Origin of the sequence: Bradyrhizobium sp. 191, assembly GCF_023100985.1 — a bacterium.
Taxonomy (GTDB): Bacteria; Pseudomonadota; Alphaproteobacteria; order Rhizobiales; family Xanthobacteraceae; genus Bradyrhizobium; species Bradyrhizobium diversitatis.
This window is the reverse complement of the sequence record NZ_CP064692.1, coordinates 6,914,051-6,937,892: the sequence shown is the minus strand read 5'-3', so window position 1 is coordinate 6,937,892 and position 23,842 is coordinate 6,914,051. Positions and strand designations below refer to the sequence as shown.

Here is a 23,842-nt window from a genome sequence, read left to right as displayed (position 1 = left end):
GATGAAGATGCCGCTGGCAGACGCGCGTCCTCATGGCCCGGGCCACGAAATCGCCCAAATAATATTACACCAAGTGCGAAATAAAGTTGGGCTTGGTGCGAGATTTCTGAAATGACTGCCCTTGAGGCATCCCGACCGTCGTCCGCGGGGACGAACAAGGAGTCATCAAATGACGTGTGACACACCGGATGGGACGGATATCACTGTTCCACAACAAGGGCGGGAGCGAGATGCTAAGCGACCATTTGCCGGCGGCGGGTCCGCAAGCCATAGCGGTAGCCCCGATCACCTTCGACCGCGTCCGCGCGTGTGGCCGATCGAAGCGCCCATAAGGCGTAGAACGATTGCTCAACACCGAACGTGCGAACGGCGCGACCGACCTCGTGGCTCCTACCGGCCGGCCAAGGCGTTGAGGCCCATCCAGCCCGGCGATCCCGCGAAACACGAAGAAACCCACGTTGCTCCAATTTCCTGTGGTTTCGCCGCACGCGTTGTGAAGGCACTCCGATCGCCAATTCTCACGAATGTCGGGATCGCTGCTCTCCTGTATGTGATCTCATTCCATCCCTATTTCGATCTGACCAGCATCGTTTCAGGCAGCCTCGTTTGCCCCGGCGCGAAGGGAATATTGGTGGCGACGGTGGATTTCCTGCAGGAAGAGGTGACGCCCACGATACAAGCGTTCCTCTCGGGTCGACTGATGAGGTGGATCGGTCTTACTTTGCTGTTCGCCTTGTTTCCCGCATTCAGCGTGCTTCGGACCGGAACGATGGCGAGGATTCGCGCGCTGGCCACGTCTGCGGTATCCCAGATTCGGCGCCTCAGGCTATCGCGCCGGCACATCCAATCACTGCACTTTGCGGAGCCATCCGAGATACGCTCTCCCTTAGTTTGGAACGCCCGTCCGACCACGAAGTGAACAACCAAAGAGGCCTAGATGACGCCCGAGGAATTCCGACGACGAGGTCACGAGATCATCGACTGGCTGGCGGACTATCATGCCAAGATGTCCGACTATCCGGTCCAGCCTGCGACACAGCCGGGTGACGTCAAAGCGATGCTTCCGGCCTCCCCGCCGATAGAAGCTGAGGGGTTCGGTGAGATCATCGCTGATCTTGATTCAGTGGTTCTTCCCAACATCTCGCATTGGCAACACCCGCGGTTCTTCGGCTACTTTCCCTCCAATTCACTCGGCTCCGGCATCCTTGGTGACCTGGTAAGCAGCGGACTTGGGGTGCTGGGCCTGTCCTGGCAGTCGTCGCCCGCGGTGACGGAGATCGAGGAGGTCACGGTCGACTGGTTCAGGCAGATGGTTGGCTTGTCTTCCGCCTGGTTCGGCGTGATCAACGACACTGCGTCGACAAGCACCTTGGTTGCTCTGCTCTGCGCCCGGGAAAAGACGACAGGCTTTTCGCTCGTTCGCCAGGGTCTGCAAGCGGAACTCAAGCCATTGACGATCTATACATCGGCAAGCGCTCATTCTTCCGTCGAAAAAGCGGCGCTGCTGGCGGGGTTCGGCCGTGAGAATGTCCGCATGGTCGATATCGACGACAGTTTCGCGATGCGGCCAAGGGCGCTCGAAGATGCAATCCTTGCGGATATTCGCGCCGGGTTCAAGCCATGTGCGATCGTCGCGGCAGTGGGCGGGACCGCTACCGTGTCCATTGACCCGGTATCGGAGATCGCTGCCATAGCGAGGAGGCATGGTTTGTGGCTCCACATCGACGCTGCCATGGCCGGGAATGCGATGATCTTGCCCGAGCTACGGTGGATGTGGGAAGGGGTCGAGGATGCAGACAGTGTCGTGATCAATGCGCACAAGTGGCTCGGCGTCCCATTCGATTGCTCGCTCTATTTCGTTCGGGACGAGCCTCACCTTCTCAGGGTGATGTCTGCCGATCCGAGCTTCCTCCAATCTCAGGCCGACGAGAAGGTGCGTAATCTGCGTAACACAGGTATTCCGCTCGGTCGGAGATTCAGGGCGTTGAAACTGTGGTTCGCCATACGGGAACAGGGCGTTTCCGGGTTGCAGGCCAGGTTGCGGCGAGACATGAGCCTGGCCCAAGATCTTCGGTCGAAAGTCGAAGCAACACCCGGTTGGGAAGTCGTCGCACCCGTCGCTCTGCAAACCGTATGCATTGTGAATCGCCCGAAGTCTGTGCCTTCCCATCGTCTCGATGACTTCACGCGCGCATGGGCGCACGCGGTGAACGCCTCAGGCCAAGCCTATGTCACGCCCGCTACCGCGGCCGGGCATTGGATGGTCCGCGTCTCGATCGGCGCAATATCCACCGAGGCGAGCGACATAGAGGCGGTCTGGCACACGATCCAGGAAGCGGCTGCCGCAGTCGTTCCAAAATTTTCGTGAATGGCCAACGTAAGTGGCTTCTGTTGCGATCTGCGGAATTTATAAGTGGTCGGGAGCTGCCAGGCAGCGTCTGGATTTTGAAGAAATGGTCTCCCCCGATGTTCGGGGCAAGATCAACGACTTGGCTCCCGATGCCGGGCTGGTGAATTCTTTCACATGCTGGGGAATGGCTGGTGGAGAGGATAGGCCTTCGTCAGAGCTCGTTGCTTCAGCTGTTTTCCCGACAACCCGGATAGACCGGGTGCATGGCGCGCGGCATCGGTAACGTCGCGATGCCGCGGTTAGGTTGTAACTGGGGTGCGGAATCAGGCGGCAACTGGTTGCGCGTCCGGATCGACTTCATACCCGACGCTCGCCGGCGCCCGGCACGCGCGTCGACATCGCCCATGTCGGGGATCCGCGCTTCGCCGACTTCATGTCGCAGGCGAACGCTCGCTGACCGGTGGCACGGCAGTCGGAGACGATGGAGACACCGCGCCTTTGTCGGTCCAACTTGGAGGAGCTCCAACTCCCTGGCCGATGAATCCAGCAAGTCCCGGAGCCCTTCCGTACACTTCGCACGCCGCTTGCTTCGGCGCACCGCCCAGGGACGTGTGCAGGCTCTTGAGCGACGGCAGCGCTGGAAGGGTTCCGAAAGGCGTACTCCCCGTGACCAATAATCGGCTGAAGTCGGCGGCAAATGCCGTGGAAAGGTCGTAGGCATCGCCATCAGGCGATACGCGGGGAGAACTTGTGAAAGAATTCGCCCCCCGGCCCCACACCATAGCCGCCTTCTGCTGCCCTCTTCTGTCTCTCGCCTCACCTTCGACCGACAGGCTGCCAAGCCCCAACGGAATGCGCGGAACTGGTACTGGCACGCCAGGCAGGAGCACGGCTTTCGCAACCCGCGCGACACCCGAGGCGCCTGCCGCTGCAGAATCGGTCGCCGCCGCATGGGTGATGACGGCCTGAATGGTCAGGTCGGCCTGATCCGCCGGATCGACAATCTGGAATCTATCGCTCAGTCCGAAGCACAGAGCACGGTCGATGGCGTTGCCGATGATCTTGCGCTGCTCCGGCGAAAAGGAGACCTCCGCCGCCGCTTTGGACGAAAATCGAGTCTCTACCAGCCGCACGGTCTTGGCGCCGAGAACGTCCTCCTTGTCGACGCGAACGATTGACTTCGTCAGAACGCCGTCGGATGGCGTCAGACCATCATAACTGGCAAGTGAACCCGCCCTGTTCAGCGGCGCAGTCGCGCACCCGGCGGTCAGCAGACACAAAGTCGCCATAAGCAGGAACCGCTGCATCGGAGTCTATCGATGCAATGCAGATGCCGACGAGTCGATTTCTGCCGCAGCCCGACGTGCCGCGCCCCCAAGAGGAGGATAACTCTTCTGTTGCTCGCCAGTCATAGCACGGCCTGTCTCGGCCGCGGTCGCAGGCATGTTATCTTGCCAATCTGCCCGTGCGGACGCGCCTGAGATCGGCATTGCGTTTCGCATGGTAGGCTCCGCGAGAATATCCTGCCAGTCGACGCTCCATTGCGCCAAACTTCTGGAATCTCCGGCGAACGCATAATCCAAGAATGCGAGCGTTAATTCTCCGGTGGCTTCCTTGACCTTCGGATTCAATCCTGGTCCCCCGGTCAGAGCGCGGTCCGTAAATATACTATGGGATCCGCCTCGGAACATGACCAGCAGCTTACGTCGATTGGCGATCGCGTCGAATATTGCGACTCGATCGCGTGCACTCGAATAGAAGCCGGGAATCTTGATGACGTCTTGTGTAGCCGTCACGTGAAGCGTCGGCACAGCGACGTTGGCGAGCACGCTCGACAAGTCGCTCTCACCATAGAAAGGCGGGGCTGAAATCACGATCGCCGCCTTGAAGCGTCGGTCGCGGAAATTGAGCCAACGACCATCCCGAATGACCCGGGCACCGACCGTCAACAACGCGGTGTTCGCGCCGTACGAATGTCCAGCTACGGCGACGCGTCGCATATCGATAAATCGGGCGTAGGGACCGGTTGCAAATAACAGCATCTGGTCGAGCGCAAAACGGAGATCTCCGACACGCGCCGCAGCTTCATCGTCCCGGGTCGCCGCTTGCAGCCGCCCCACGAGCTCGAAGGGATTTCCACGCCAGAGAGAAGCATCGCTTCCGATATGCTGGACATGCAAACTCGCAATGCCGTGTGCGGCCCACCGGGCAGCGAGGTAGGTGTAACCGTTTCGTGAACCGCCCATCCCGTGCGAGAAGACGATCAGTGGCACCCTTCCCGGCGATACCTCGGTCGGCCAATACAAGCGAGCAGGAATTTCGCGACTTCGAGACGTATCCCTCCAATCGAAGTCGATCGCGCGAAACGCCGTATGCTCCTGTTGCACCTGAGCATTCTGCGCATTTGCGCCCTGAGGCAGCACCATCGCGATGGCACATGCCAATGCCATAGCAGCGAGCCAGCTCTTCATGACCATACTCCTGCTACTTCCCTGCGCCATGCATTTTCAGCACTGGACCGATGCCAACTCGGTAGCGGTCGGAGCTCTCCCTGTCAATAAAAACTACACCGGGTGCATTATTTTGACGCAGGGTCAGTGGGCAAACATTCCCCGGCTTGAGGCACAACCGACCAGCGCTGCTGCAATGAGCTCGGAAATGCCATATTGGCGTGCCGCCTGTGAGCGCCCCAGAACGATCTTGCTGCTCGGCCCATACCGGACATCGATCGCCCGGCCATTTGGGTACATGGCCTACAAGGAACGTTACCGCAGCTTTGCTGTAACCTTCACCGTGAAACCCATCGAACAGCTCTTGCATGCGTTCGGAGTCGCCCGCGGGCTTGTAGAGCGCTCCCGCTGGCAACCGCTTCATCGAAGGCATTTGAGCGACCAAATTTTCCGCCTCGCCTACCGTCAAACCACCTAGCTCTGCTTCGATCGTCTCGCTTCTCGTGCGATCTGTCCGTTCAATCTGAAGCGGACCCGAGCCGAAGCTGATATCGGCAACAGACGACAAAGGCACCGGCTTCTCGAAGGTCGGCACCTGCAGCATCGACAGACTTGCCATGTCGGAGCGAGCAACGTCGCTCAATAGAATACGAACGGGAATCTGTCGCGCTCCCAGGCTGAACTTCGACAGGTTCTGGTCGATATCACCTACGGTGGCCATATTGACGGTCTTGGCTATCGCGCTCGTCGAAACCCCGAGCAGAGCGGCCTTGTCCGCCTTCGGAGTTATCTATAGCTCAGGCCTCGCGAAGCTGCTCATCACTCTCGCGCGGTGGAAGCCCGGAGTGGTGCGCATATCGTGCGCCAACAGGCGTGCCGCATCGGCAAGTGCAACGGCATCATCGCTCAACAAGGATACCTGGATTTTCGCACTGGACGACCCGTCCTCTCCGAGACGGATACGGACGCCCGGAATGACCGAGACGTGCTAGACAGATCCATCGACGTGCTGATCAGTCGATTGCGGCGCAAGCTCGCGGAGAGGGGCGCGAACCACATCTTCAAAACGGTGCGGAACGGCGGCTATCAGCTTGCTGCCAAAGTCACCTATTTGGACCAGCACTCTTGAGCCTGTTGCACATCAGTCCTCCGACCGGAGGTGCCGGGCGCGCTCATCAACCGACACTGCGAGGTGTGGACGACGAAGAGCTGGCGAATGCCGCTCAATTTAAAGCCCTTGCGGGCCAATCTCTTAAGGGTGGTGGGCGCACCAGGGCTCGAACTGGGACCCGCTGATTAAGAGTCAGCCACGGGTTAAGACGAATCAATGACTTACCGGTCGCACACTCGGGTTTGTCCGGCCGAATATGTGCATTCGTCGCACGATAATCGTTGGTTGACTTGATCCGTTGTCGCAGCATCCCGAGTCGTCGGCGTATGCAGGCACGCCCTGTAGTCCCGGCGATGCGCGAGAACCGAATCTTGCTGCCGGATGGCTGTCACGCTATGCGGCAGTGACCATGCGCCACAACGTCTCGACCAGCACGGCATAGCCTTTGTCGAGAGCTTCAGGTGCCGTGAACTCGCGCGGATTGTGACTGAGCCCGCCCCGGCTCGGCACGAATATGAGCGAAGCTGGGATGCGTTTCTGGATCGCCAACGCGTCATGCCCCGTGATGGTCTTGAATGTCAGGGCCTTGCAGCCGACATCGCTCGCAACGGTCAGGATCAACTCGACACCATCCGGATCGAGCAAGGGGGCCGAGCGCCTGTCGTCGGCGGCGATCGAGATGCCAACGCCGATCTCGCGGGCCTCGCGTTCGATCCGCTTCAGAAAACGGTCACTGATGGCGACAACCGCGGCTTCATCTTCGTGTCGGATCTCGAACCAGACCCTCACTCGGCCTGCAACGACATTCGGCGAATTCGGGTAAGCGTTGATGCGGGCCGCGGAGGCGTGTGCGCCGACGTCTTCGCGCGCGACTTCGACGTAGAGGGCTTCGATCGCGCGGGCCGCCGCGCGCAGGGCATCCCGGCGCATTGGCATCGGCGTCGGTCCCGTATGCGAGTAATCGCCTTCAAATACGACCGATATCTTGCGAGTCATCCAGGCGCCGGAAACCGCGGCAATATCCCCTGAAACCTGCTCTAGTCGATCACCCTGCTCGACGTGAAGTTCCACGTAGCGTACGGGGCGATACTCGAGTGGCGTGACACCACAATAGCCGATCGCGGCCAGCGCAGCGCCGAGCGTGACGCCGTCGCCGTCCGCACAGGCGTAGGCGTCCTGCAAGCTCAAGCTGCCGGCGAAAACGGAGCTGCCGGTCAGACTGGGCTGAAAACGGGCTCCTTCCTCATTGGTCCAATTCGCGACGGCCAGGTTGCGTCGTGCGGCGCCGGGGTTCGCAAGACAGCGCTCCCTGACCGCTTCAACCGCAAGGAGCCCTGCCAACACACCATAGGCACCATCGTATCGGCCGCCCGTCGGCTGGGAATCAAGATGCGATCCGGTGATCACAACGTCGTCGAACGCAGGATCAAGAATTGCGACGCCGAACATGTTGCCGATCGCGTCGATCCTCGGGACGAGGCTGCGGTTGCCGATCTCGCGCAGAAAGAGGTCTCGGGCCCGCTTGTCGAGTGCCGTCGCCGCCAGCCTGCAAACGCCGCCGTCGTCGGTCGCGCCAATCGCCGCGAAGCCCGCAATGAGATCGTGCAAGGCGGTCATGGTCCGAGATCACCGCGAATAGCCGCAAGCGCCAATTGTTCGAACTCCGCTTCGGTCAAACGCCGGGGATTGGAGCCCGCAGTCGGATCCTTCACCGCATCGGCGGCAATTGTCCGGGCGTCACTCTCGTCCACCCCGAGCTCGGCCAGGGTATGCGGTACGCCAAGCTTCTTTCGCAAGGCCAGGATCCAGCACAACACCGCATCGAAATCATGGCCCGGCAAATTCAACGCGCGCGCTATGTGCGGGATCTTGTCGGTGATCGCATCCCTGTTGCAAACAAGGGCATAGGGAAAGACTACACCATTGGTCAGCCCATGATGGGTGTCGTAGCGCGCGCCGACCGGATGAGAGACGGAATGGATCGCGCCCAGTCCCTTCTGGAACGCGGTAGCTCCCATCGACGCCGCCGCGAACATGTAGGATCTGGCTTCGAGATCACGCCCATTCTCGACCGCGCGTGGCAGGTAGGTGTCGACAATCTTCATCCCCTCAAGGGCAATGCCGTCGGCGAGTGGATGGAATGCCTTGACGCAATAAGCCTCGAAGCAGTGGGACAGCGCATCCATGCCGGTCGCCATCGTCAGAAATGGCGAGAGTCCAACCGCAAGCTGGGGATCCTCGATCGCGATCTTCGGCATCATCATGGGATGAAAGATGATCTTTTTCTCATGGGTGTCTTCGCGCGTGATCACGACGGCACGGCCCACTTCGGAACCCGTGCCGGCCGTGGTCGGCACGGCGATGATCGGCACGATGCCATCCGTGTTGGCGCGGGTCCACCAGTCGCCGATGTCCTCGAAGTCCCATACCGGCCGCGACTGCGCCACCATGAACGCCACGCATTTTCCAACGTCCAACGCTGAACCTCCCCCGACCGCGATTACGCCGTCATGGCCGCCCGCCCAAAATGCCTGCACTCCCGCGCGCAAATTCGATTCGGTCGGATTGGGCTTCACGTCGGAAAATATGCCGAGCGGAATGCCCGCCTCGCGAATGCGGCTGACGATGCCCGCGATGAGGTCGGTCTTCACGAGGCCATGGTCGGTCACCAGCAAAGGCCTGGCAAGACCATATGTCCGGCACGCCGCGGGAAGCTCGGCGATGCGGCCCGGACCGGAGATGACGCGCGTCGGAAAATTCCAGGCCCCGGTGATATGAACGTCCATATGCGGCTCTCAGTGCTCGATGCGAAGGTGGAATGATTTTGGCCGGGTCAGCACTCCAACGGGATCAGATGATCTCGAAGTAGCGCGCAAGCTCCCAATCGGTGATGGTCTTGCGGAATTCGCGTTCCTCCCACTGCCGTGTCATGGCGTAGTGATCGACGAAGACGTCTCCAAACAGATTGCGGGCCGCCTGCGAAGCCATCAATCGCCCGGCAGCATCCGACAGCGTGCGCGGAAACGCACGCTCGGGCGGGTGCGTTCGCTCATAGGCATTACCGGCGATTGGCTCGCTCGGTTCGATTCTGTGCTCGATCCCCCATAGCCCCGATCCCAGTGCCGCGGCGATCGCAAGGTACGGATTGATATCGGCGGCGGCGACCCGATATTCCACGCGCTGACTCGCCGGTTGTCCGGGAATGACCCGCAGCGCACAGGTGCGATTCTCGATTCCCCAGGTCGCATCCGTCGGCGCCCAGAAGCCAGGTACCAGACGCGAATAGCTGTTCACGGTGGATGCAACCATCGCAAGCAGCTCCGGCAGCAATGCCTGCTGGCCGCCGACAAACCAGCGCATGGTGTCGGACATGTTGCCGGGACGCCCACTCTGGTGAAATGACGGATTGCCGTCCTTGTCGCGCAGCGAAAGATGCAGGTGCCCGGATTGTCCGGGATACGCGTTCGACCATTTGGCCATGAAGGTGAGCATCTTGCCATGACGCTCGGCCCAGACTTTTGAAAAAGTCTTGAACAGAACCGCGCGATCCGCAGCGGCGAGCGCATCGGTGTACAGGATCGCCGCTTCCAGGACCCCGGGGCCGGTCTCGGTGTGCAGCCCCTCGATCGGCATGTCCATCTCGTCACACAGCTTGAGCAGCGAGCGATGGAATTCCGACTCCACGGAGGCGCGCAGCATGGAATAGCCGAACCAGCCCGGCGTGAAATTCTTCAGCTCGCGAAAACCCTTTTCCCGCACGCTGTGGGGCGTTTCGTCGAACACGAAAAATTCGAACTCGGCAGCCACTGACGGGACAAATCCCATGCCTTCGGCACGGTCGATGACCCGGCGAAGCAGCCGGCGCGGGCAGAGCTTCTCCGCCTCGTCCACGAACTCGCCGAGGAAGAACAGCATGTTCCCTTCCATCGGGATATCGCGGCAGGTCGCAGGATCGATGCGGGCCCTAGCGTCCGGAAAAGCCGTGTGCCAACCGGTAAACTTGCCGGCGTCGTATATCTGGTCGTTGGAATCCCAGCCGAAGATGATGTCGCAGAAGCTGAGGCCACCTTCCAATGCGCCAAAGAACTTGTCTCGCGCGAGATATTTTCCACGAATGACGCCATCGAGATCGACGACCCCAAGCTTGACGTGGGACAGGCCCCGTTCCTCGACCAGGGCCCTGGCATCGGCGGCGGTTTTTACGTTTCTTGCGCCCATGAACTTCGAACACCCTCTCAAGCCGGCGCGATCGCGCGCAACACTTCGTCGCAAGCGGTGATGAACATATCCGCGTGATCCGTGCCGAAGCACAGCGGCGGACGAATCTTGAGCGTGCTGCCGAACGGTCCGGCGGCGCCGATCAGGAAGCCGCGCTGGCGCAGCCGGTTGATCAGCATGATTGCGAGCTCCGGCGCCGGCTCCTTGCCGTCGCGATCACGTACGAGCTCGATGCCGATGAACAGACCGGCGCCTCGAACGTCCCCGATCTGGACGTGGCGATTGCCGATCTCGCGCAATCCGTCCATCAGATGACGTCCAACCTCGCTCGCATTCTCCAAGAGGCCCTCATCTTCGATCACGTCGAGCACCGCAAGTCCTGCCGCTGCGGCCACTGGATTGCCGCCGAACGTGTTGAAGTACTTCACTTCGGCCGCAAAGCGATCAAGCAGTGATGCACGCAGAGCGACGCCTCCCATGGGAAAGCCGTTACCCATGGGCTTTCCCATCGTCACGATGTCGGGGACAACACCATGGCGCGCGAAGCCCCACATGGCTGCCCCCGTGCGCCCGAAGCCGGGCTGCACCTCGTCGGCGATGAACAGCCCCCGGCGTTCATGGACGAGCCTTTTGGTGGGCTCCAGGAAGCCGGCCGGATCGGCATAGATGCCGTCGCTCGAAAAGATCGTGTCCACCAGCAGCCCAGCAAACCCGATACCGCTTCGCTCAAGATCGGCAATTGCCGCAGCAACACTGGCAGCGAAACGCCGACCGGGATCACCGACCGGATCGCGGAACATCTCGGGCGCTGGCACCACCCGCACATGGAGCGGCAATGGTTGGCCGGGACATGAGGACGGCGACACGTCGGTTACGGCTGCGGTGTTGCCGTGATAGGCCGTCTCCGTAACGATGAAGCCGGTCCGACCCGTGACGACCTTTGCGATCCGGAGCGCGAGATCGTTCGCCTCGCTGCCAGTGCACGTCAGTACCACACGATCGATTTCGGATGGAAATGTCGCCAGCAAGCGCTCCGCATAGGCATCGACCACGTCGTTGAGATAGCGCGTGTGGGTATTGAGCAAACCCACCTGGCGGCGAATTGCCTCGACGACGCGAGGGTGCGAATGCCCGACCGACGGGACGTTGTTATAGAGATCGAGATATCGGCGGCCGTCGACGTCGAACATGTAGACGCCTTCAGCACGCTCCATTCGAATCGGCTCCTCGTAGAACAGGACCGAAGCCTTGCCGAAGGACCGCAGGCGTCGTTGCACCGCCTCTCCGAGTTCGGCGCCCATCGCCGACGCATGGCCCTGGTCGAAGGCGTTCAACGCCAGAATTTCTCTTTCCCGCTGCACCATACGCCTCCTCTGACCGCGCCTTGCGCAAGTCAAAGCGACGGCCGCGCCGATCGCGCCGCAATCACTCCCCAATCAGCTTGGAGTTTTGTGCAAATTCCCACAATGGCAAGCTGCCAAGAGGCAAAAGACACCGGAGCCTCAGACACACAGCCCCGGGCTACCAGTGTTACCTTAGCAATATCAATCGACTACACATGGACACGCGACAACTTGCGGAGATACTGGGCACTTTGCTGCCCAACATTTGAGGGACCTGCCACATAATTAGTGTATCTTTCCAAATCGACGTGAGAAAGACTTCCTCGTCCCGACGGCCGAGGCAGATGAGGACACCTCAATGACGAGCGAGCCGCTACTGACCAGCGACGCCTCCGCGGCCGAGAAACGGCCACGAAAGAGCGATGGCGATCGCCTCTCGAAGCTGGCGCGCCACAAGCACATCGTCGCGCAACTCACCGCCGCCCCTACTCTGCGCGCCTCCGAGATTGCGGCCGCGCTTGGTGTATCCGGTGAAACCATACGCCGAGATCTCGTGGAGCTTCAGGAACAGAAGCTCATCAACCGGACCTATGGCGGAGCTTCGCGCCCGTTTGCTCTCGAGCCGGCTCTCACCGATCGCAAGACGCTCATGATTGCTGAACGCGAAGCGATCGCCGTCGCGATCGCGGACCTCGTTCTACCGAACGAAGTCCTGATGCTGGCGGCCGGCGCCACGACGTTTCATATCGCCAGACGGTTGGCTTCGCGTGCGCGCGACATCACGGTCATCACGCACGACTATGCGATTGCAGGCGCACTCGCGGTCAACTCATCGATCCGTGTGCTGTGCTGCCCGGGCCGCTATCACCCGACCGAAGGCTACGTGTTCGGTACGCAGACGATCGCCAACATCAACAGCTACGAGGCCAACCGCGCTATCGTGAGCGCGACAGGCATCAGCGCCCGAGGCGCGAACGATGCGGACGACGAGGCCGGTGCGATCTATGGCGCGATGGTCAAGCGCGCTGCGGAAGCTATCCTCGTCGCCGATCACAGCAAGTTCGACCAGCGCGCTCTGACCGTATTTGCGCATTGGACCGATATCGACCGTCTGGTTACCGACCGGCAACCGGAAGGAGCTCTGGCAACGGCACTCCGTGAAGCCGGAACGGAGGTGATCATTGCCCAACCCTGAGAAAGACCAGACCATGGCAAGCCTCACATCTCTTGCTCCTCGCGAGGAGTATACCGGCCTTGATGGTGGTGACGGAGACAAGGGTCCTGCACCGCATCAGCGAACCAGGATCGGACGCCTGGATCTCGAACTCGTCGAGCCGCATAGAGCCTTCACTTGCAGCTGGACACGCACCGCCAGTATTCACGATGCCTCCTATGCGCTTGTCTTTCCACTGACGGGATGTGTGGCATTCAGCCAGGACGGCCGCGTCGGCATTGCCCGAGCCGGCGAATATGTCCTGCTCAGCGAACTCGCCTTCTATGAATTGTCGTCCGACAAGGCCGCACGCTTTCTGGTGCTTCGGATCCCGGCTGCGGAGCTGCGCGGACGTCTCGTCTCGATCGAGGATCACATCAGCCGACGCTTCAAGCCGAACGAACAGATGACCCGCCTTCTAGCCGGGATGATCGGAAGCGTGGCCGAGCTGTTCATCGAGTTTCCGGCGCCGAATCCACAGGCGCTTGCGACCGAAGTCATCAGCTTCGTGGCGCTCACGATCGGCGCGGAGGACCGGGGCGCCGCTACAGACGTCCGCAATGCGCGCTATCATCTGCGCCGCAGGATCGTTGATTTCATTGAAAGCCATCTCGGCGACCAATCCCTGTCACCGAAGAAAATTGCGGCCAGCAGCCGAATCTCGCTGAGCTATCTCTACAGTCTGTTCACGGACAACGAGACCACAGTCAGCCAGTTCGTGCAGACCAAGCGGCTGCAGCGAGCCTACGAAATCCTGGTTGCCGATCCCAAGGGTCACCGTACCGTCTCAGAGGTCGCCTACGAAGTGGGCTTCAAGAACGTCTCGCATTTCTCGCGCTGCTTCAGCCGTCACTTCAAGGTGGCCCCGCGTGACGTTCGCCAGGCGCAGGAAGCCGCGCCGCGGCCGGGGTCAGCTACACGCGCTGTCGAACCGAACGGATCGTCTTCGCCGCGAATGGCCTCCTCGCGCAAGGCTTTCGGATCTCCGTATTGGGACGTCCACAAGCAAGAGCTTCGCGAGACGGTTTAGAGCCGAATTCCGAAGGCCAGCCGTTGCGCCGCTCATGCGCGACGTGCTCTCTGCTGGAGCAGGCATTGGACGACATTCAAGACAAGATTTTTGCGGACGAACTCGCTTCGTTCTTCCATGAACTCGCCGACGTAGCCGGTCGGATCGCGTTGACCCACTTTCGGTCCAGCGCCAATTTCGAGCGCAAGCAGGATTTGACGCCGGTAACGATCGCCGATCGCGCGATCGAAGTGGAACTACGGCGCCTGATCAGCGCCCGCTTCCCCGATCACGGCATTCTCGGGGAGGAGATGGGATCGACCTTGGGCGATCGCTACACCTGGTATCTCGATCCGATCGACGGAACGAAGAGCTTCATCTCCGGAATGCCGCTGTTCGGCACGCTTGTTGCGCTCGCCGACGAGCGCAAGGGCGCGGTAGTCGCCGGCATGATCGACATGCCGGCGCTGGCCGAACGGTGGTACGGCACGCCGCGTGGGGTCACGTTCAATGGCAAGCCCGCAAAAGCGAGTCGCACGGCAAGACTGGAAGACGCACAAATCTATACATCCTCACCGGACTTCTTTACGTCGCAGGATTGGGCTCGCTACGACTTGCTGAGCAAGAAGGCCATGTTCCGACGATTCGGCGGCGATTGCTATCAGTACGGCCTGCTGGCATCCGGCCATTGCGATCTCGTCGTCGAGACGTCGCTCAAGTCGTTCGACTTCATGGCATTGATTCCCGTGGTCGAGGGCGCCGGCGGAATCATACGCGACTGGGATGGGCGGCCACTCACGCCGGACTCCGACGGACGCGTGATCGCCGCCGCGAACGACAGCCTGCTCAAGCAGGCCCTGACGGTCCTGAAGCAATAGAAGAGACGGCCGGGGCAGGCTCACACCAACCGTAACCAGCTGTCCCAGCGCGGGTCATACATCACGTCGTGGGCGCGCATGTATTTCCAGACGCCGTATTTCTGGTAGTCGAAATCCCAGGTGTTGAGCTTGCGGTTGACGACCGCCCATGAGGCCCATTTCATGTCCGCGAGCGCACGGTTGAGAATGACGCGCGCAATCATCTGCGGACGAGCCTCGCCGAGATATTGCTCGATGAGCGCTTCCGTCAGCTTCTCGTCGAAGAACATTTCGGCAAACAGCACGCCGAGCTCGTAGCTGCGCTCATTGTTGGAGGCAAATTCGTAGTCGATCAGCTTCATCGGCCTGGGCGCGCCGGTTTCAGCCGAAATGAGGAAATTCCCAGGCATGGGATCGTTGAAGCATGGCACGAGGTCGAGGCCCGACGCCAGGAAAGCCGACTTGGCCTGATTGTAGCGATGCATCAGCCAGGGCATGTCCTGCGGGAAATGCGCCCCCAGTTCCTTGCCCTGCTCGATATGTTCCTCAATCATGTCGAAGATTGTCTTGGTCTGGCCGAGCTTCGGGCCGCCATGCAAGCGGCGATAGAGAGCGAGAACGTCGGACTGGATGGCGGGATCGCCGAAATCGGCGTTCGTGCAGGCGCGATAGCCCTCCAGAAATTCGCTGATCTCCAGCCCATCCGCCGCGTCGAAGAAGATCACCTCCGGCCCGACACCCATAGCATGGGCATTGCGCGCGGCCTCGTTGGCGGTGACGCGATTGATGAACATCTCCGAGCCTTCGCCCGGCACCTTGACGAAATAGCGGCGCCCGTCGCCGGAAATCTCGACCAGCCAGTTCTGGTTCGACAGGCCTCCGACCAGCGGCGCATAGGCGCCCTTCTTGCCGTTCCATTGCGGGACGCGGGCGATGGCGGCTTCGACGTTGCGCTCGTGAACCGTGGTCCCCTCGCCAACTTTTCTGCGAACGGTCATGCGATCCTCCGAAGCATCTCGCCAAAGCGGGGCTCCCGAACCGCCATGCGGCAACGCACGAAGCGCCAACTGGCGAATTTGTAGAACTCCAGCGTATTGCGCGCCGATTTGGCGGCGAGCAGCGCGCCGATCAATCCCCAGCGCAGATCATCAGCTACGCCATAAATCCGCGCACGGTTGAACGCAGCCTCCTCGAACGTCCCGGTGCTGCGGGTGAAAATGTCGCGCGCCTCAGGCTCCTGTGCACAGGCCTCGACGAGGAAGCTGCCGATATCCTCCAACGGGTCGGTCGTTGTCGCGCGATCCCAGTCGATCAGACGGACCTCGCCCGCGTCGCTGATCAGGATATTCGAAACATTGCCGTCGCCATGGATCGGCACCGCCTTGATATCCAGCGTCCGGAAGGCTTCGGCCGCAAACAGCAACTCCTTGACCAGCCATTCAGCATCCGACGGCAACTGGGCTTTCGCAGCTGCCGCCGCAGCGTAGAAATCCTCGATCTCATCAAAAACACTTCTGCGGCGCGGCAGCGGCGATCCGGATTGAAACAGCCGCATCGCCGCAATGACGGCGTCGACAATATCGGGCTCGAGCATCCGTTCCAATGTACCGACCCGCCAGCCCATGTTGAGATCCTCCATCACCAGCAGTCCCGCCTTCGGGTCGGCCATCAGAACTTTGGGCCCGATGCCGAGATCGGATGCACGCTGCGCCGCCTCGAAGGCGCACGCGACGTCGATATAGAGCTCGGCATCACGATCCATGCTCTTGATGAAGATGCTTTCGCTACCGCCCTTCCTGGTGGCGCGCCAGGGAAAGCCGTCGACACCTCGCCAGCTTGGCGAAGCCAGGATCGGGATGGCAGGTTCGATCACGATGTCTCCAGCCCCCCATCCGGGGAGCTCGGCAATGGAATTCCGGATGGTGGCCAGTTCCGTTCCAGATTGACTCATGGCGACTTCTGATCTCTTGCGATTGCCGTTCAGCCGACCTTCGTGTCTGCCAAATTTGATCAAGACAGATTTTGATCAGGACAAATTTTGATCAGGACAGATGCAAAAGGGATGCCTCGGGCTCCACCAAATCATGCCGTTGACGCAGCGGCCCTACCCCAACGCAGGTCATTTTCGCTATCCGGACAATGACCCGGGACGCTACCCATTGAGGCCCACATGTCCGCTGCAGAACTGATCGGGATGAGCCTTGCCGAGCTGACAGACGCTTACGCCTCGCGGGCGCTATCGCCGGTGGAGGTGCTACGAGCCACCCTCAGCCATTCCGAGAACGTCAATACAGCGATCAACGCCCTGTTCTGCTTCCGTCCGGAGCAGGCCATGGCCAGCGCGCTACGCTCGGAAGCGCGATGGAAGGCCGGGGCTGCGCTGGGTCCGCTCGATGGCGTTCCGATGACCGTCAAGGATAGCGTCGCCATGGTCGGCTGGCCCTACTTTCATGGTATCGGGGCCAACCGCGCCCTGCCGCCCTCAAACTACGATTCACCACCGGCGATCGCGTTGCGCGAAGCCGGCGCGGTGATCTTTGCAAAGACCACGATGCCGGATTGTGGCCTGATGGCGTCAGGCATCAGCTCGCTGCACGGCATCACCCGCAACCCCTGGGGGCTTGTCTGGAACACCGGTGGCTCGTCGGCCGGCGCCGGCGCCTCCATCGCCGCCGGCGCCGGATATGTCTCCGTCGGCACGGATATCGCGGGCTCCGTCCGCCTTCCGGCCGCGCATTGCGGCCTCGCCGGACTGAAGCCCACCCACGGGCGCGTCCCGCATCTGCCCGCCGATACCATGCGCATGGCCGGTCCCATGGGCCGCAGCGTCGACGATATCGCCCGCCTGCTGACCGTGCTGACGCGGCAGGACGAGCGCGACACCTGGAGCCTCCCCGCCGATGGCGTGCGCTATCACGAGCGTCTCAAGCGCGACGCGAAGGGATTGAGGATCGGCGTCCTCACCGACATGGGCTTTGGCATGAAGCCCGAGGCGGTCGTGCGCGAGACCGTCGAGGCGGCCGGAAAGCTGCTCGCCGGCGCAGGCGCCAACGTCGAACCGTTCACCTCGCCGCTCGATCATGACGCCTACGAAGCCATCGACCTGCTCCTCCAGGTCCGCGGCTATCTCGAATACACGTCACTGCCCTCACATACTGACACTCCTCGCGACATCAATCCCTTCGTTCGCGCCTGGTCCCTGGGTGGAGCAAAGCACTCGGGCATCGACCTTTACCGGGCCCTGGGGCAGATCGCCAAAATGAAGGCGGCGCTGCTGGGGGCCTTCGAAGGCTGGGACTATGTCATCTCACCGACGCTGCCGGTGGTGAACTTTCCGGCCGAGGAACCCGGCGTCTCTCGCGAAATGCCGCTCGAGCACACGCTCTTCACGGCCATGTTCAACCAGACCTGCCAGCCCGCCGCCACGGTCTGCATGGCGTTCGATTCCCGACATCTGCCGATCGGCGTCCAGGTCATCGGCCATCGCTTCGATGATCTTGGCGTGCTGCAGGTGACCAAGGCGCTTGAGGATATGCGTCCCGTCGCGATGGATTGGCCTTTCAAGCCGCGGTCCTGACGGTCAGGCCGCGGCCTGCGCCTCATCGCCATCGAGAAGGTGACAGGCGGCAAGGCGCCCGGGCGAATGCTCGACAAGCCTCGGCGTCTCCACCCGGCAGCGGCCGAATGCCTTCGGACAGCGCGACACAAAGCTGCAACCCGCCGGGATGTCGATCGGGCTGGGCGGCTCGCCTTCCAGCAGGAAATCGGAGGGATCAAACGGCTTCTCTTCCAGCGTCGGGGCTGCCGACAGCAACGCTTTGGTATAGGGATGCTGCGGATCGAAGAACAGATCACGGTTGTCGGCAATCTCGACCATCTCGCCGAGATACATCACGGCGATCCGGGTGCAGACCTTCCGCACCATCGCCAAATCGTGCGAGATGAAGACATAGGTGAGGTCGTTCTTGTCCTGCAATTTCGAGAACAGCTCGATCAGCCTGCCCTGCTCGCGCTGGTCCAGCGCTGACAGGGTCTCATCGAGGATCAGGAGCTTGGGATCGAGAATCAGGGCTCGCGCGATCGAGATGCGTTGGCGCTCGCCGGTCGAGAGCGCATTGGGTAACAGATCATACATCTCGGCGGCGAGACCGACTTCCGCCATCGCTGCGATCACCCGCTTTCGCAAATCGGCGCGCTTGAAACTGCCACGGATCAGGAGACTTTCCTCGATCATGCGGCCGACCGTGGTGCGCGGCGGCAAGGCATTGTAGGGATCTTGCAGGAGAAGCTGGAACTCGTTGCGCTTGCGGATCAGGTCCCGCGATGACAGAGCGCCGAGGGAGGTCCCGTTCAAGACGATGCTGCCGCTGTCGGGCGTCTCCAGCCAGGCCAGCAGGCGGGTCAGGGTCGACTTGCCGCAGCCGGATTCCCCGACAATCCCGAAATTCTCGCGCGGCATGATATCGAGTGTCACGCCACGCACGGCCTGCACGTTGCTGTAGGTGTTGAAAGTGCCGCGCTTGCGGGCACGATAGGTACGATGGACATTCTCCACCTTCATCAACGGGGCTTCGCCTTGAGCCTGATGGCGAGCAAGCGGGCCCTCCGCCGTCTCCCACATCCGCGGTACGCTCGCGATGGCCTTGCGCGTGTAGTCGGATTGCGGCGAAGCCAGCAGTTCGGCGAACGCCTGTTGCTCAACGAACCGGCCCTGGTACAGCACGGCCGTCCGATCGCCGAACTGCCCGAGCGTCGGCAAGGAGGAGGACAAATAGATCGTCGCCATCTTGTGCCGCGTGCAGAGGTCATGGAGCAAAGCCACGATCTGCGCAGCAATAGTGACGTCCAGCGGCTGGGTCACGTTGTCGGCGATGAGCACGGCGGGCTCGGCGCAAATGGCGTCCACGATCATCGCGCGCTGCATCATGCCGCCGGAGAATTTCGACGGGTAGTCCCAGTAGCGCTCCTTTGGCGACGGGATGCGGACCTCGCCGAGCAGCTGCATGACCCGGTCGCGGCACTCGCGCCCGTTCCATTCAGGCCTGACGCTGCGCAGCTTCTCCGCGATCTGGACGCCGACCGGCACGGTCGGATCGAGTGAACTCTGCGGCTTAGAGCCGATATAGGCGATGTCGCGGCCAATCCGGACTTCGCGCGCTCCGGCGCCGAGGATATCGTGTCCGGCGAAAGCGACCCGTCCGGCGCGATATTCCAGGCTCTCCGGCAACCAGTTCGCCAGCGCGCGGCTGAGCACCGTCTTGCCGGCACCGCTCTCTCCGTAGACGCCGAAAATCTCCGACGTGCTGAGGCGGAAACTGATGCGATCGAGAATCGGAGCCGCCCCCGGTGTCGTGGCACCGACCGTCAGATCGTCGATTGCGAGAATGAGCGAGAGATCCATCTCAGAGACCTCCATAGATCCGGTTGCGCGCCTTTTCCAGCGCCGAGCCCATGAGATTGATCGAGGTGAGCGCGACGGCGAGGAAGATGCCCGGGATGGTCCCGATCCACCAGGCATTGAGCAGATATTTGCGGGAATCGGCGATGATGCTGCCAAAGCTTGGGGTCGGCGGCTGAATGCCGAGCCCAAGGAAGCCCAGGATCGCTTCGAAGATCATCATGCGTGCAACGTCGAGCACCGCGACGAACGCGATCGGCGGCAGGATGTTGGGCGCCGCGAACAACAGCAGAATCCGCCAATCCCCGGCCCCAAGCACGCGCAGACCGCGCACATATTCCTTGCCGCGCTCGGCGACGGCGGCACTGCGGGCCACTCGGGCATAAAGCGGCCAGCCGGACAGCGCCAGCACGATGATGATCGTCGGGACGGTCGGCCGCGACACGCCGAGAATCGTGATCGCCAGGATGATCATCGGAATCGAGAGCTGGGCGTCGGTGATCCGCATGATGATGGTGTCCCACCACTTGCCCTTGAAGCCTGCGAACAGGCCGAGGCCGCAGCCAATGATGAAGATCAGGAGCACGGTGACGATGCCGACGAGCAGTGAATAGCGCAGCCCGATCAAGCTGCGCATCAGCATGTCACGGCCGAGCTGATCCGTGCCCAGCAGGTGATCCCAGGTCCATTTGTCGCCGAGATAGACCGGCGCCAGGAATTTGTCCTTCACCACCATCTTGGTGGCGCTGACCGAGGACACCTCGGGATAGATCGCGGACGCAAGCAATAGCGCGATGAAGACAAAGAAACCGATCTTGAAGCTCGACATGCCCCAGGCTGCAGCCAGGATACGCCGATTGACCGACCTGACGCGGACCGATCGGGGCTCGGGCTCCGCAGCAATGACCGTGGTGGCCGTCATGGTCAGATCTCCACACGAGGATCGATGAGATAAGCGACCAGGTCCACGATGATATTGATGAAGACAAACACCGCGCTGGTCGTAATGGCGATGCCCTGGATGACTGGGAAATCACGCCCGACCACGGACACGACGGTCAAATTGCCGAGGCCCGGATAATCGAAGATGTATTCGATCACCAGCACTCCGCCGATCAGGGTCGAAAGCTGGATCCCGAGCAGGTTGACCAGCGGCACCGCTGCATTACGCAGAGCATGGGAATAGACGATGCGGCGGCGCGACAGGCCGCGAACCCGGGCTTCATCGATGAACGGCGCCTGCATCACCTCACCGAGCGACGTCGTCAGCGTCCGGATGATGAAGGGCGCGATCTCCACCGCCAGCACCACGGCCGGAAGAATGACATAAGAGAACCCCTGGTAGCCGAGCGCCGGAAGCAGCTTCAGCTTGACCGACAGAAACAGGATCAGAACAATCGCGAGCCAGAAATTCGGGATCGACACGAACAGCGATTGCATGCCGAACGCCAGGGCGTTCTGCCATCGATGCTGATGCAGGCCACCGGCTATTCCGACCGGAAACGAGATCAACAGCGCGAACAACAGGGCCATGCCGCCCAATTGGAGCGTGAACGGCAAGCGTTCGAGAATGAGGTCGGTCACGGGCGCCATGTCCGACTTGGTCGGATCGACATATTGCCCGCCGGCAGCAATCATGCCGCTGCGCGGCCGCAGATAGGATTGTCCGAGGTCGCCCTGGAGCAGACCGCGCATATAGCGGCCGTATTGCACGATGATGGGATCGCGCAGCCCCATCTTGGTCGCCACCTTCTCGACCACATCGGGCGGCGCCATGCCGCCGACGATCAGGCGGACGGGATCGCCTGGAACCACGCGCAACAGTGTAAAGATGATCAACGAGGTGATGAAGACGATCAGGAGGCCCTGCGCGATCCGCTTGACCAGGAATTCCAGAATCAACATCGGGAAGAGCTACCCTTGCATTCGTCGGGAGTTCCGGCAGGCGGGGTTGTCTGACCTGCACCCAACCTGAGAAGACCGGCAGGTCGGACGCGTCCGACCTGCCGGAGCAATCATCATGCCAGCTTGGCTTTCGTCATGTCCTGCATGCCGTTCGGGTAGATGTAGAGGCCGTCGAGCTTCTTGCTGTAGGCGTGGATGAAGACAGACGTGAACAACGCAAGTGCCGGCGCCTTCTTGGCGATGGTCGGCAGCGTCTCGGTCTGGAGGATCTTCTTGCGCTCTTCGATGGAGGTGGCGTTGCGCTCCTTGTCGAGCACCGCGTCAATGTCCTTGTCGACGATGCCGGTAATGCGCTTCGACGACGAGTGGAAGTGGGTGCGCAGCACCAAATCCGGCTCGGGCGAACCCGTGCACCAGCCGCAGTCGATCATGTTGCCTTCGCCGCCGCCCGGCTTGTCATAGAGCAGGTTACCCCAGGCCGCGACTTCGAGGGTCTGGAGATTGACCTTGAAACCCTGCTCCTGAAGCATGCCGGTGATCAGTTCGGCATATTCCTTGGTCTTCGGGTAGAAGCCGACCGAGGTGTAATAGGTGAGTTCGGGAAGGCCCTGGCCCTTCGGGAAGCCGGCCTCCGCCAACAGCTTCTGGGCCTTGGCTGGGTCGAATTCCGGATAATCGGCGACCTCCGCGTAGCCGAACTTCACCGGCGAGATATGCGCCTTGGAGTAGGTTCCGGAGACGCCAAGCACCTCCAGCACCTGCTTGCGGTCGATCGAGTGGCATGCCGCCAGCCGGATGCGCGGATCGTCGAACGGCTTCTTGGAGCAGCGGAAGAACAGATACTTGTTCTCGACCGACACCGCCTTGTGGATGTTGAAGCGAGCATCCTTGGAAATCGTCTCGACCTGCTCCTGCTCCAGCCGCTCGATGATGTCCGCAGAGCCATTCAGCAACGACAGCGTTCGGGTCGTGGTGTCGCCGACGAAATGATATTCGACGCCGGGAATCTTCGGCGCACCGAGGAAGAAATCGGCGTTGGCGGCGAGAACGGTCGTGTCGCCCTTCTGCTCGACGTATTTGTACGGTCCGGTGCCGTTCATGCGAGCCGACAACTGAGCCTTGTTGGCGACGTCCTTGGCAGACATGATCGGAAGGAACGAAGAGAGATAATAGTAGAGCGCCGCCGGATAGCCGTGCGCCTTGGTATTGATGCGGCAGGTGAAATCGTCGACGACGTCAACGGTGACGAGACCGGGATACCACTGCGCCGGCCGGTCGGGCTGGCAGCCATACTCGTATGTCGCCTTGACGTCGGCCGCCGTAAACGGCGTGCCGTCATGAAACTTGACGCCCTTTCGCAGCTTGACCTCCATCGTGGAAGCATCGATCGGCGTCATGGACTCGGCCAATTCGAAGATCAGTTCGTCCGGTTTGTCCGGCCGCATGGGCGCTCGCGTCAGATAGCCGAAGACGAATCCCTCGACGATCAACTGACCCAGATTGGTGTGCGTGGTCGGATCCCAGCTGCCGGTCAGCGCTTCCGCGCCGAGAAATCGCAGCGCCTTGCCTTCGGCCGCGAAAGCGGAATTGACCAGAAAGTCCGGGTTGACCCGTCCGAAGCCGAACGCTGCAACACCGGCGAGCCCCCCTAACATCACATCTCTACGGTTGATCATGTCCTATCCCTCGATGATTTTGGCAACGCTGAAACTGCTGCCGAGGGCGCGGGGCACTCAGCCGTTTCGATCGTCTCGCGCAACTCGTCGCAACCTGCAAAGCGTAGACCAAAGGCCACGCCCGCCCGATTCCTGCTGCTCCACGATTCCGTTGCTGACGCTCCCGGATGCGGCGATTGCGCGCGGCGGATTCCGATAATCCAGAATGCACCGCCCAACTCAGAGGCAATCGCGCCTCTCCGCTGAGCAGGACAAGAATAATGGACGCTCGGAACAGCGGCGGGGAGACGGCGAACCTATAATTCCCGTGTT

20 protein-coding genes are annotated in these 23,842 nt (G+C 61.3%); 6 read left to right on the top strand and 14 right to left on the bottom strand.

The window, feature by feature from the left end; all coding sequences use genetic code 11:
* The first annotated feature begins 937 nt into the window (after positions 1-937).
* Positions 938-2,368 (top strand): aminotransferase class V-fold PLP-dependent enzyme, encoded by a 1,431-nt coding sequence (locus IVB23_RS32505; RefSeq protein WP_247801278.1) that lies wholly within the window; start codon positions 938-940, stop codon positions 2,366-2,368.
* A 208-nt stretch (positions 2,369-2,576) separates the two neighbouring features.
* Here IVB23_RS32505 and IVB23_RS32500 read toward each other — a convergent pair whose 3' ends face one another.
* The 4 genes from IVB23_RS32500 to IVB23_RS32485 are packed head-to-tail and all read right to left on the bottom strand — an operon-like array spanning position 2,577 to position 5,539.
* A complete protein-coding gene (locus tag IVB23_RS32500; RefSeq protein ID WP_247801277.1) occupies positions 2,577-2,756 on the bottom strand; it encodes a hypothetical protein in 180 nt (59 codons plus the stop codon).
* A 25-nt stretch (positions 2,757-2,781) separates the two neighbouring features.
* Positions 2,782-3,657, bottom strand: a complete 876-nt coding sequence (locus tag IVB23_RS32495; protein WP_247801276.1) for a DUF3313 domain-containing protein — start codon at positions 3,655-3,657, stop codon at positions 2,782-2,784.
* Positions 3,658-3,663: 6 nt separating this feature from the next.
* Positions 3,664-4,821: an acetylhydrolase gene (locus IVB23_RS32490; RefSeq protein WP_247801275.1), complete on the bottom strand. Its 1,158-nt coding sequence runs from the start codon at positions 4,819-4,821 to the stop codon at positions 3,664-3,666.
* Between the two features lie 13 nt (positions 4,822-4,834).
* A complete protein-coding gene (locus IVB23_RS32485) occupies positions 4,835-5,539 on the bottom strand; it encodes an efflux RND transporter permease subunit (protein ID WP_346659158.1) in 705 nt (234 codons plus the stop codon).
* A 120-nt stretch (positions 5,540-5,659) separates the two neighbouring features.
* Here IVB23_RS32485 and IVB23_RS39500 point away from each other — a divergent pair, with 120 nt between their 5' ends.
* Positions 5,660-5,929 (top strand): helix-turn-helix domain-containing protein, encoded by a 270-nt coding sequence (locus IVB23_RS39500; protein ID WP_346659128.1) that lies wholly within the window; start codon positions 5,660-5,662, stop codon positions 5,927-5,929.
* A gap of 375 nt (positions 5,930-6,304) precedes the next feature.
* Here IVB23_RS39500 and IVB23_RS32475 read toward each other — a convergent pair whose 3' ends face one another.
* From IVB23_RS32475 to IVB23_RS32460, 4 genes are all read right to left on the bottom strand, one after another.
* Positions 6,305-7,528 (bottom strand): allantoate amidohydrolase, encoded by a 1,224-nt coding sequence (locus tag IVB23_RS32475; protein ID WP_061883569.1) that lies wholly within the window; start codon positions 7,526-7,528, stop codon positions 6,305-6,307.
* Positions 7,525-8,697, bottom strand: a complete 1,173-nt coding sequence (locus IVB23_RS32470) for an iron-containing alcohol dehydrogenase (protein WP_197964639.1) — start codon at positions 8,695-8,697, stop codon at positions 7,525-7,527. The genes IVB23_RS32475 and IVB23_RS32470 overlap by 4 nt, the downstream gene beginning before the upstream one ends.
* Before the next feature lie 64 nt (positions 8,698-8,761).
* Positions 8,762-10,129, bottom strand: a complete 1,368-nt coding sequence (locus tag IVB23_RS32465) for a glutamine synthetase (RefSeq protein WP_247801273.1) — start codon at positions 10,127-10,129, stop codon at positions 8,762-8,764.
* Positions 10,130-10,146: 17 nt separating this feature from the next.
* Positions 10,147-11,490, bottom strand: coding sequence for an aspartate aminotransferase family protein (locus IVB23_RS32460; RefSeq protein ID WP_247801272.1), 1,344 nt, complete (start codon positions 11,488-11,490; stop codon positions 10,147-10,149).
* Positions 11,491-11,830: 340 nt separating this feature from the next.
* Here IVB23_RS32460 and IVB23_RS32455 point away from each other — a divergent pair, with 340 nt between their 5' ends.
* The 3 genes from IVB23_RS32455 (at position 11,831) to IVB23_RS32445 (ending at position 14,572) form a co-directional block, all read left to right on the top strand.
* Complete coding sequence (locus IVB23_RS32455) at positions 11,831-12,667, top strand: DeoR/GlpR family DNA-binding transcription regulator (protein ID WP_247801271.1); 837 nt, start codon at positions 11,831-11,833, stop codon at positions 12,665-12,667.
* Between the two features lie 13 nt (positions 12,668-12,680).
* Positions 12,681-13,715, top strand: coding sequence for a helix-turn-helix domain-containing protein (locus tag IVB23_RS32450; protein ID WP_061883573.1), 1,035 nt, complete (start codon positions 12,681-12,683; stop codon positions 13,713-13,715).
* Positions 13,716-13,780: 65 nt separating this feature from the next.
* The gene (locus IVB23_RS32445; RefSeq protein ID WP_247801270.1) at positions 13,781-14,572 is read left to right on the top strand and encodes an inositol monophosphatase family protein; all 792 of its coding nucleotides are present in this window, start codon (positions 13,781-13,783) and stop codon (positions 14,570-14,572) included.
* Between the two features lie 20 nt (positions 14,573-14,592).
* On the opposite strand, the gene IVB23_RS32440 is transcribed toward IVB23_RS32445, so the two are convergent.
* A complete protein-coding gene (locus tag IVB23_RS32440) occupies positions 14,593-15,549 on the bottom strand; it encodes a choline/ethanolamine kinase family protein (RefSeq protein WP_061883574.1) in 957 nt (318 codons plus the stop codon).
* Complete coding sequence (locus tag IVB23_RS32435; RefSeq protein ID WP_247805000.1) at positions 15,546-16,313, bottom strand: phosphotransferase; 768 nt, start codon at positions 16,311-16,313, stop codon at positions 15,546-15,548. Before IVB23_RS32435 ends, IVB23_RS32440 begins: the two co-directional genes overlap by 4 nt.
* A gap of 408 nt (positions 16,314-16,721) precedes the next feature.
* Here IVB23_RS32435 and IVB23_RS32430 point away from each other — a divergent pair, with 408 nt between their 5' ends.
* On the top strand, positions 16,722-18,128 hold the full coding sequence (locus IVB23_RS32430) for an amidase (RefSeq protein WP_247801269.1): 1,407 nt from the start codon (positions 16,722-16,724) through the stop codon (positions 18,126-18,128).
* Positions 18,129-18,131: 3 nt separating this feature from the next.
* Here the strand turns inward: IVB23_RS32430 and IVB23_RS32425 are convergent, their stop codons facing one another.
* The 4 genes from IVB23_RS32425 to IVB23_RS32410 all read right to left on the bottom strand — a co-directional run bounded on the left by IVB23_RS32425 (position 18,132) and on the right by IVB23_RS32410 (position 23,530).
* On the bottom strand, positions 18,132-19,952 hold the full coding sequence (locus IVB23_RS32425) for an ABC transporter ATP-binding protein (protein WP_061883576.1): 1,821 nt from the start codon (positions 19,950-19,952) through the stop codon (positions 18,132-18,134).
* Position 19,953: 1 nt separating this feature from the next.
* Positions 19,954-20,871 (bottom strand): ABC transporter permease, encoded by a 918-nt coding sequence (locus IVB23_RS32420; RefSeq protein WP_061883577.1) that lies wholly within the window; start codon positions 20,869-20,871, stop codon positions 19,954-19,956.
* A gap of 2 nt (positions 20,872-20,873) precedes the next feature.
* Complete coding sequence (locus tag IVB23_RS32415) at positions 20,874-21,854, bottom strand: ABC transporter permease (RefSeq protein WP_061883578.1); 981 nt, start codon at positions 21,852-21,854, stop codon at positions 20,874-20,876.
* 113 nt (positions 21,855-21,967) lie between these two features.
* Positions 21,968-23,530, bottom strand: a complete 1,563-nt coding sequence (locus tag IVB23_RS32410; RefSeq protein WP_247801268.1) for an ABC transporter substrate-binding protein — start codon at positions 23,528-23,530, stop codon at positions 21,968-21,970.
* Between the last annotated feature and the right edge of the window lie 312 nt (positions 23,531-23,842).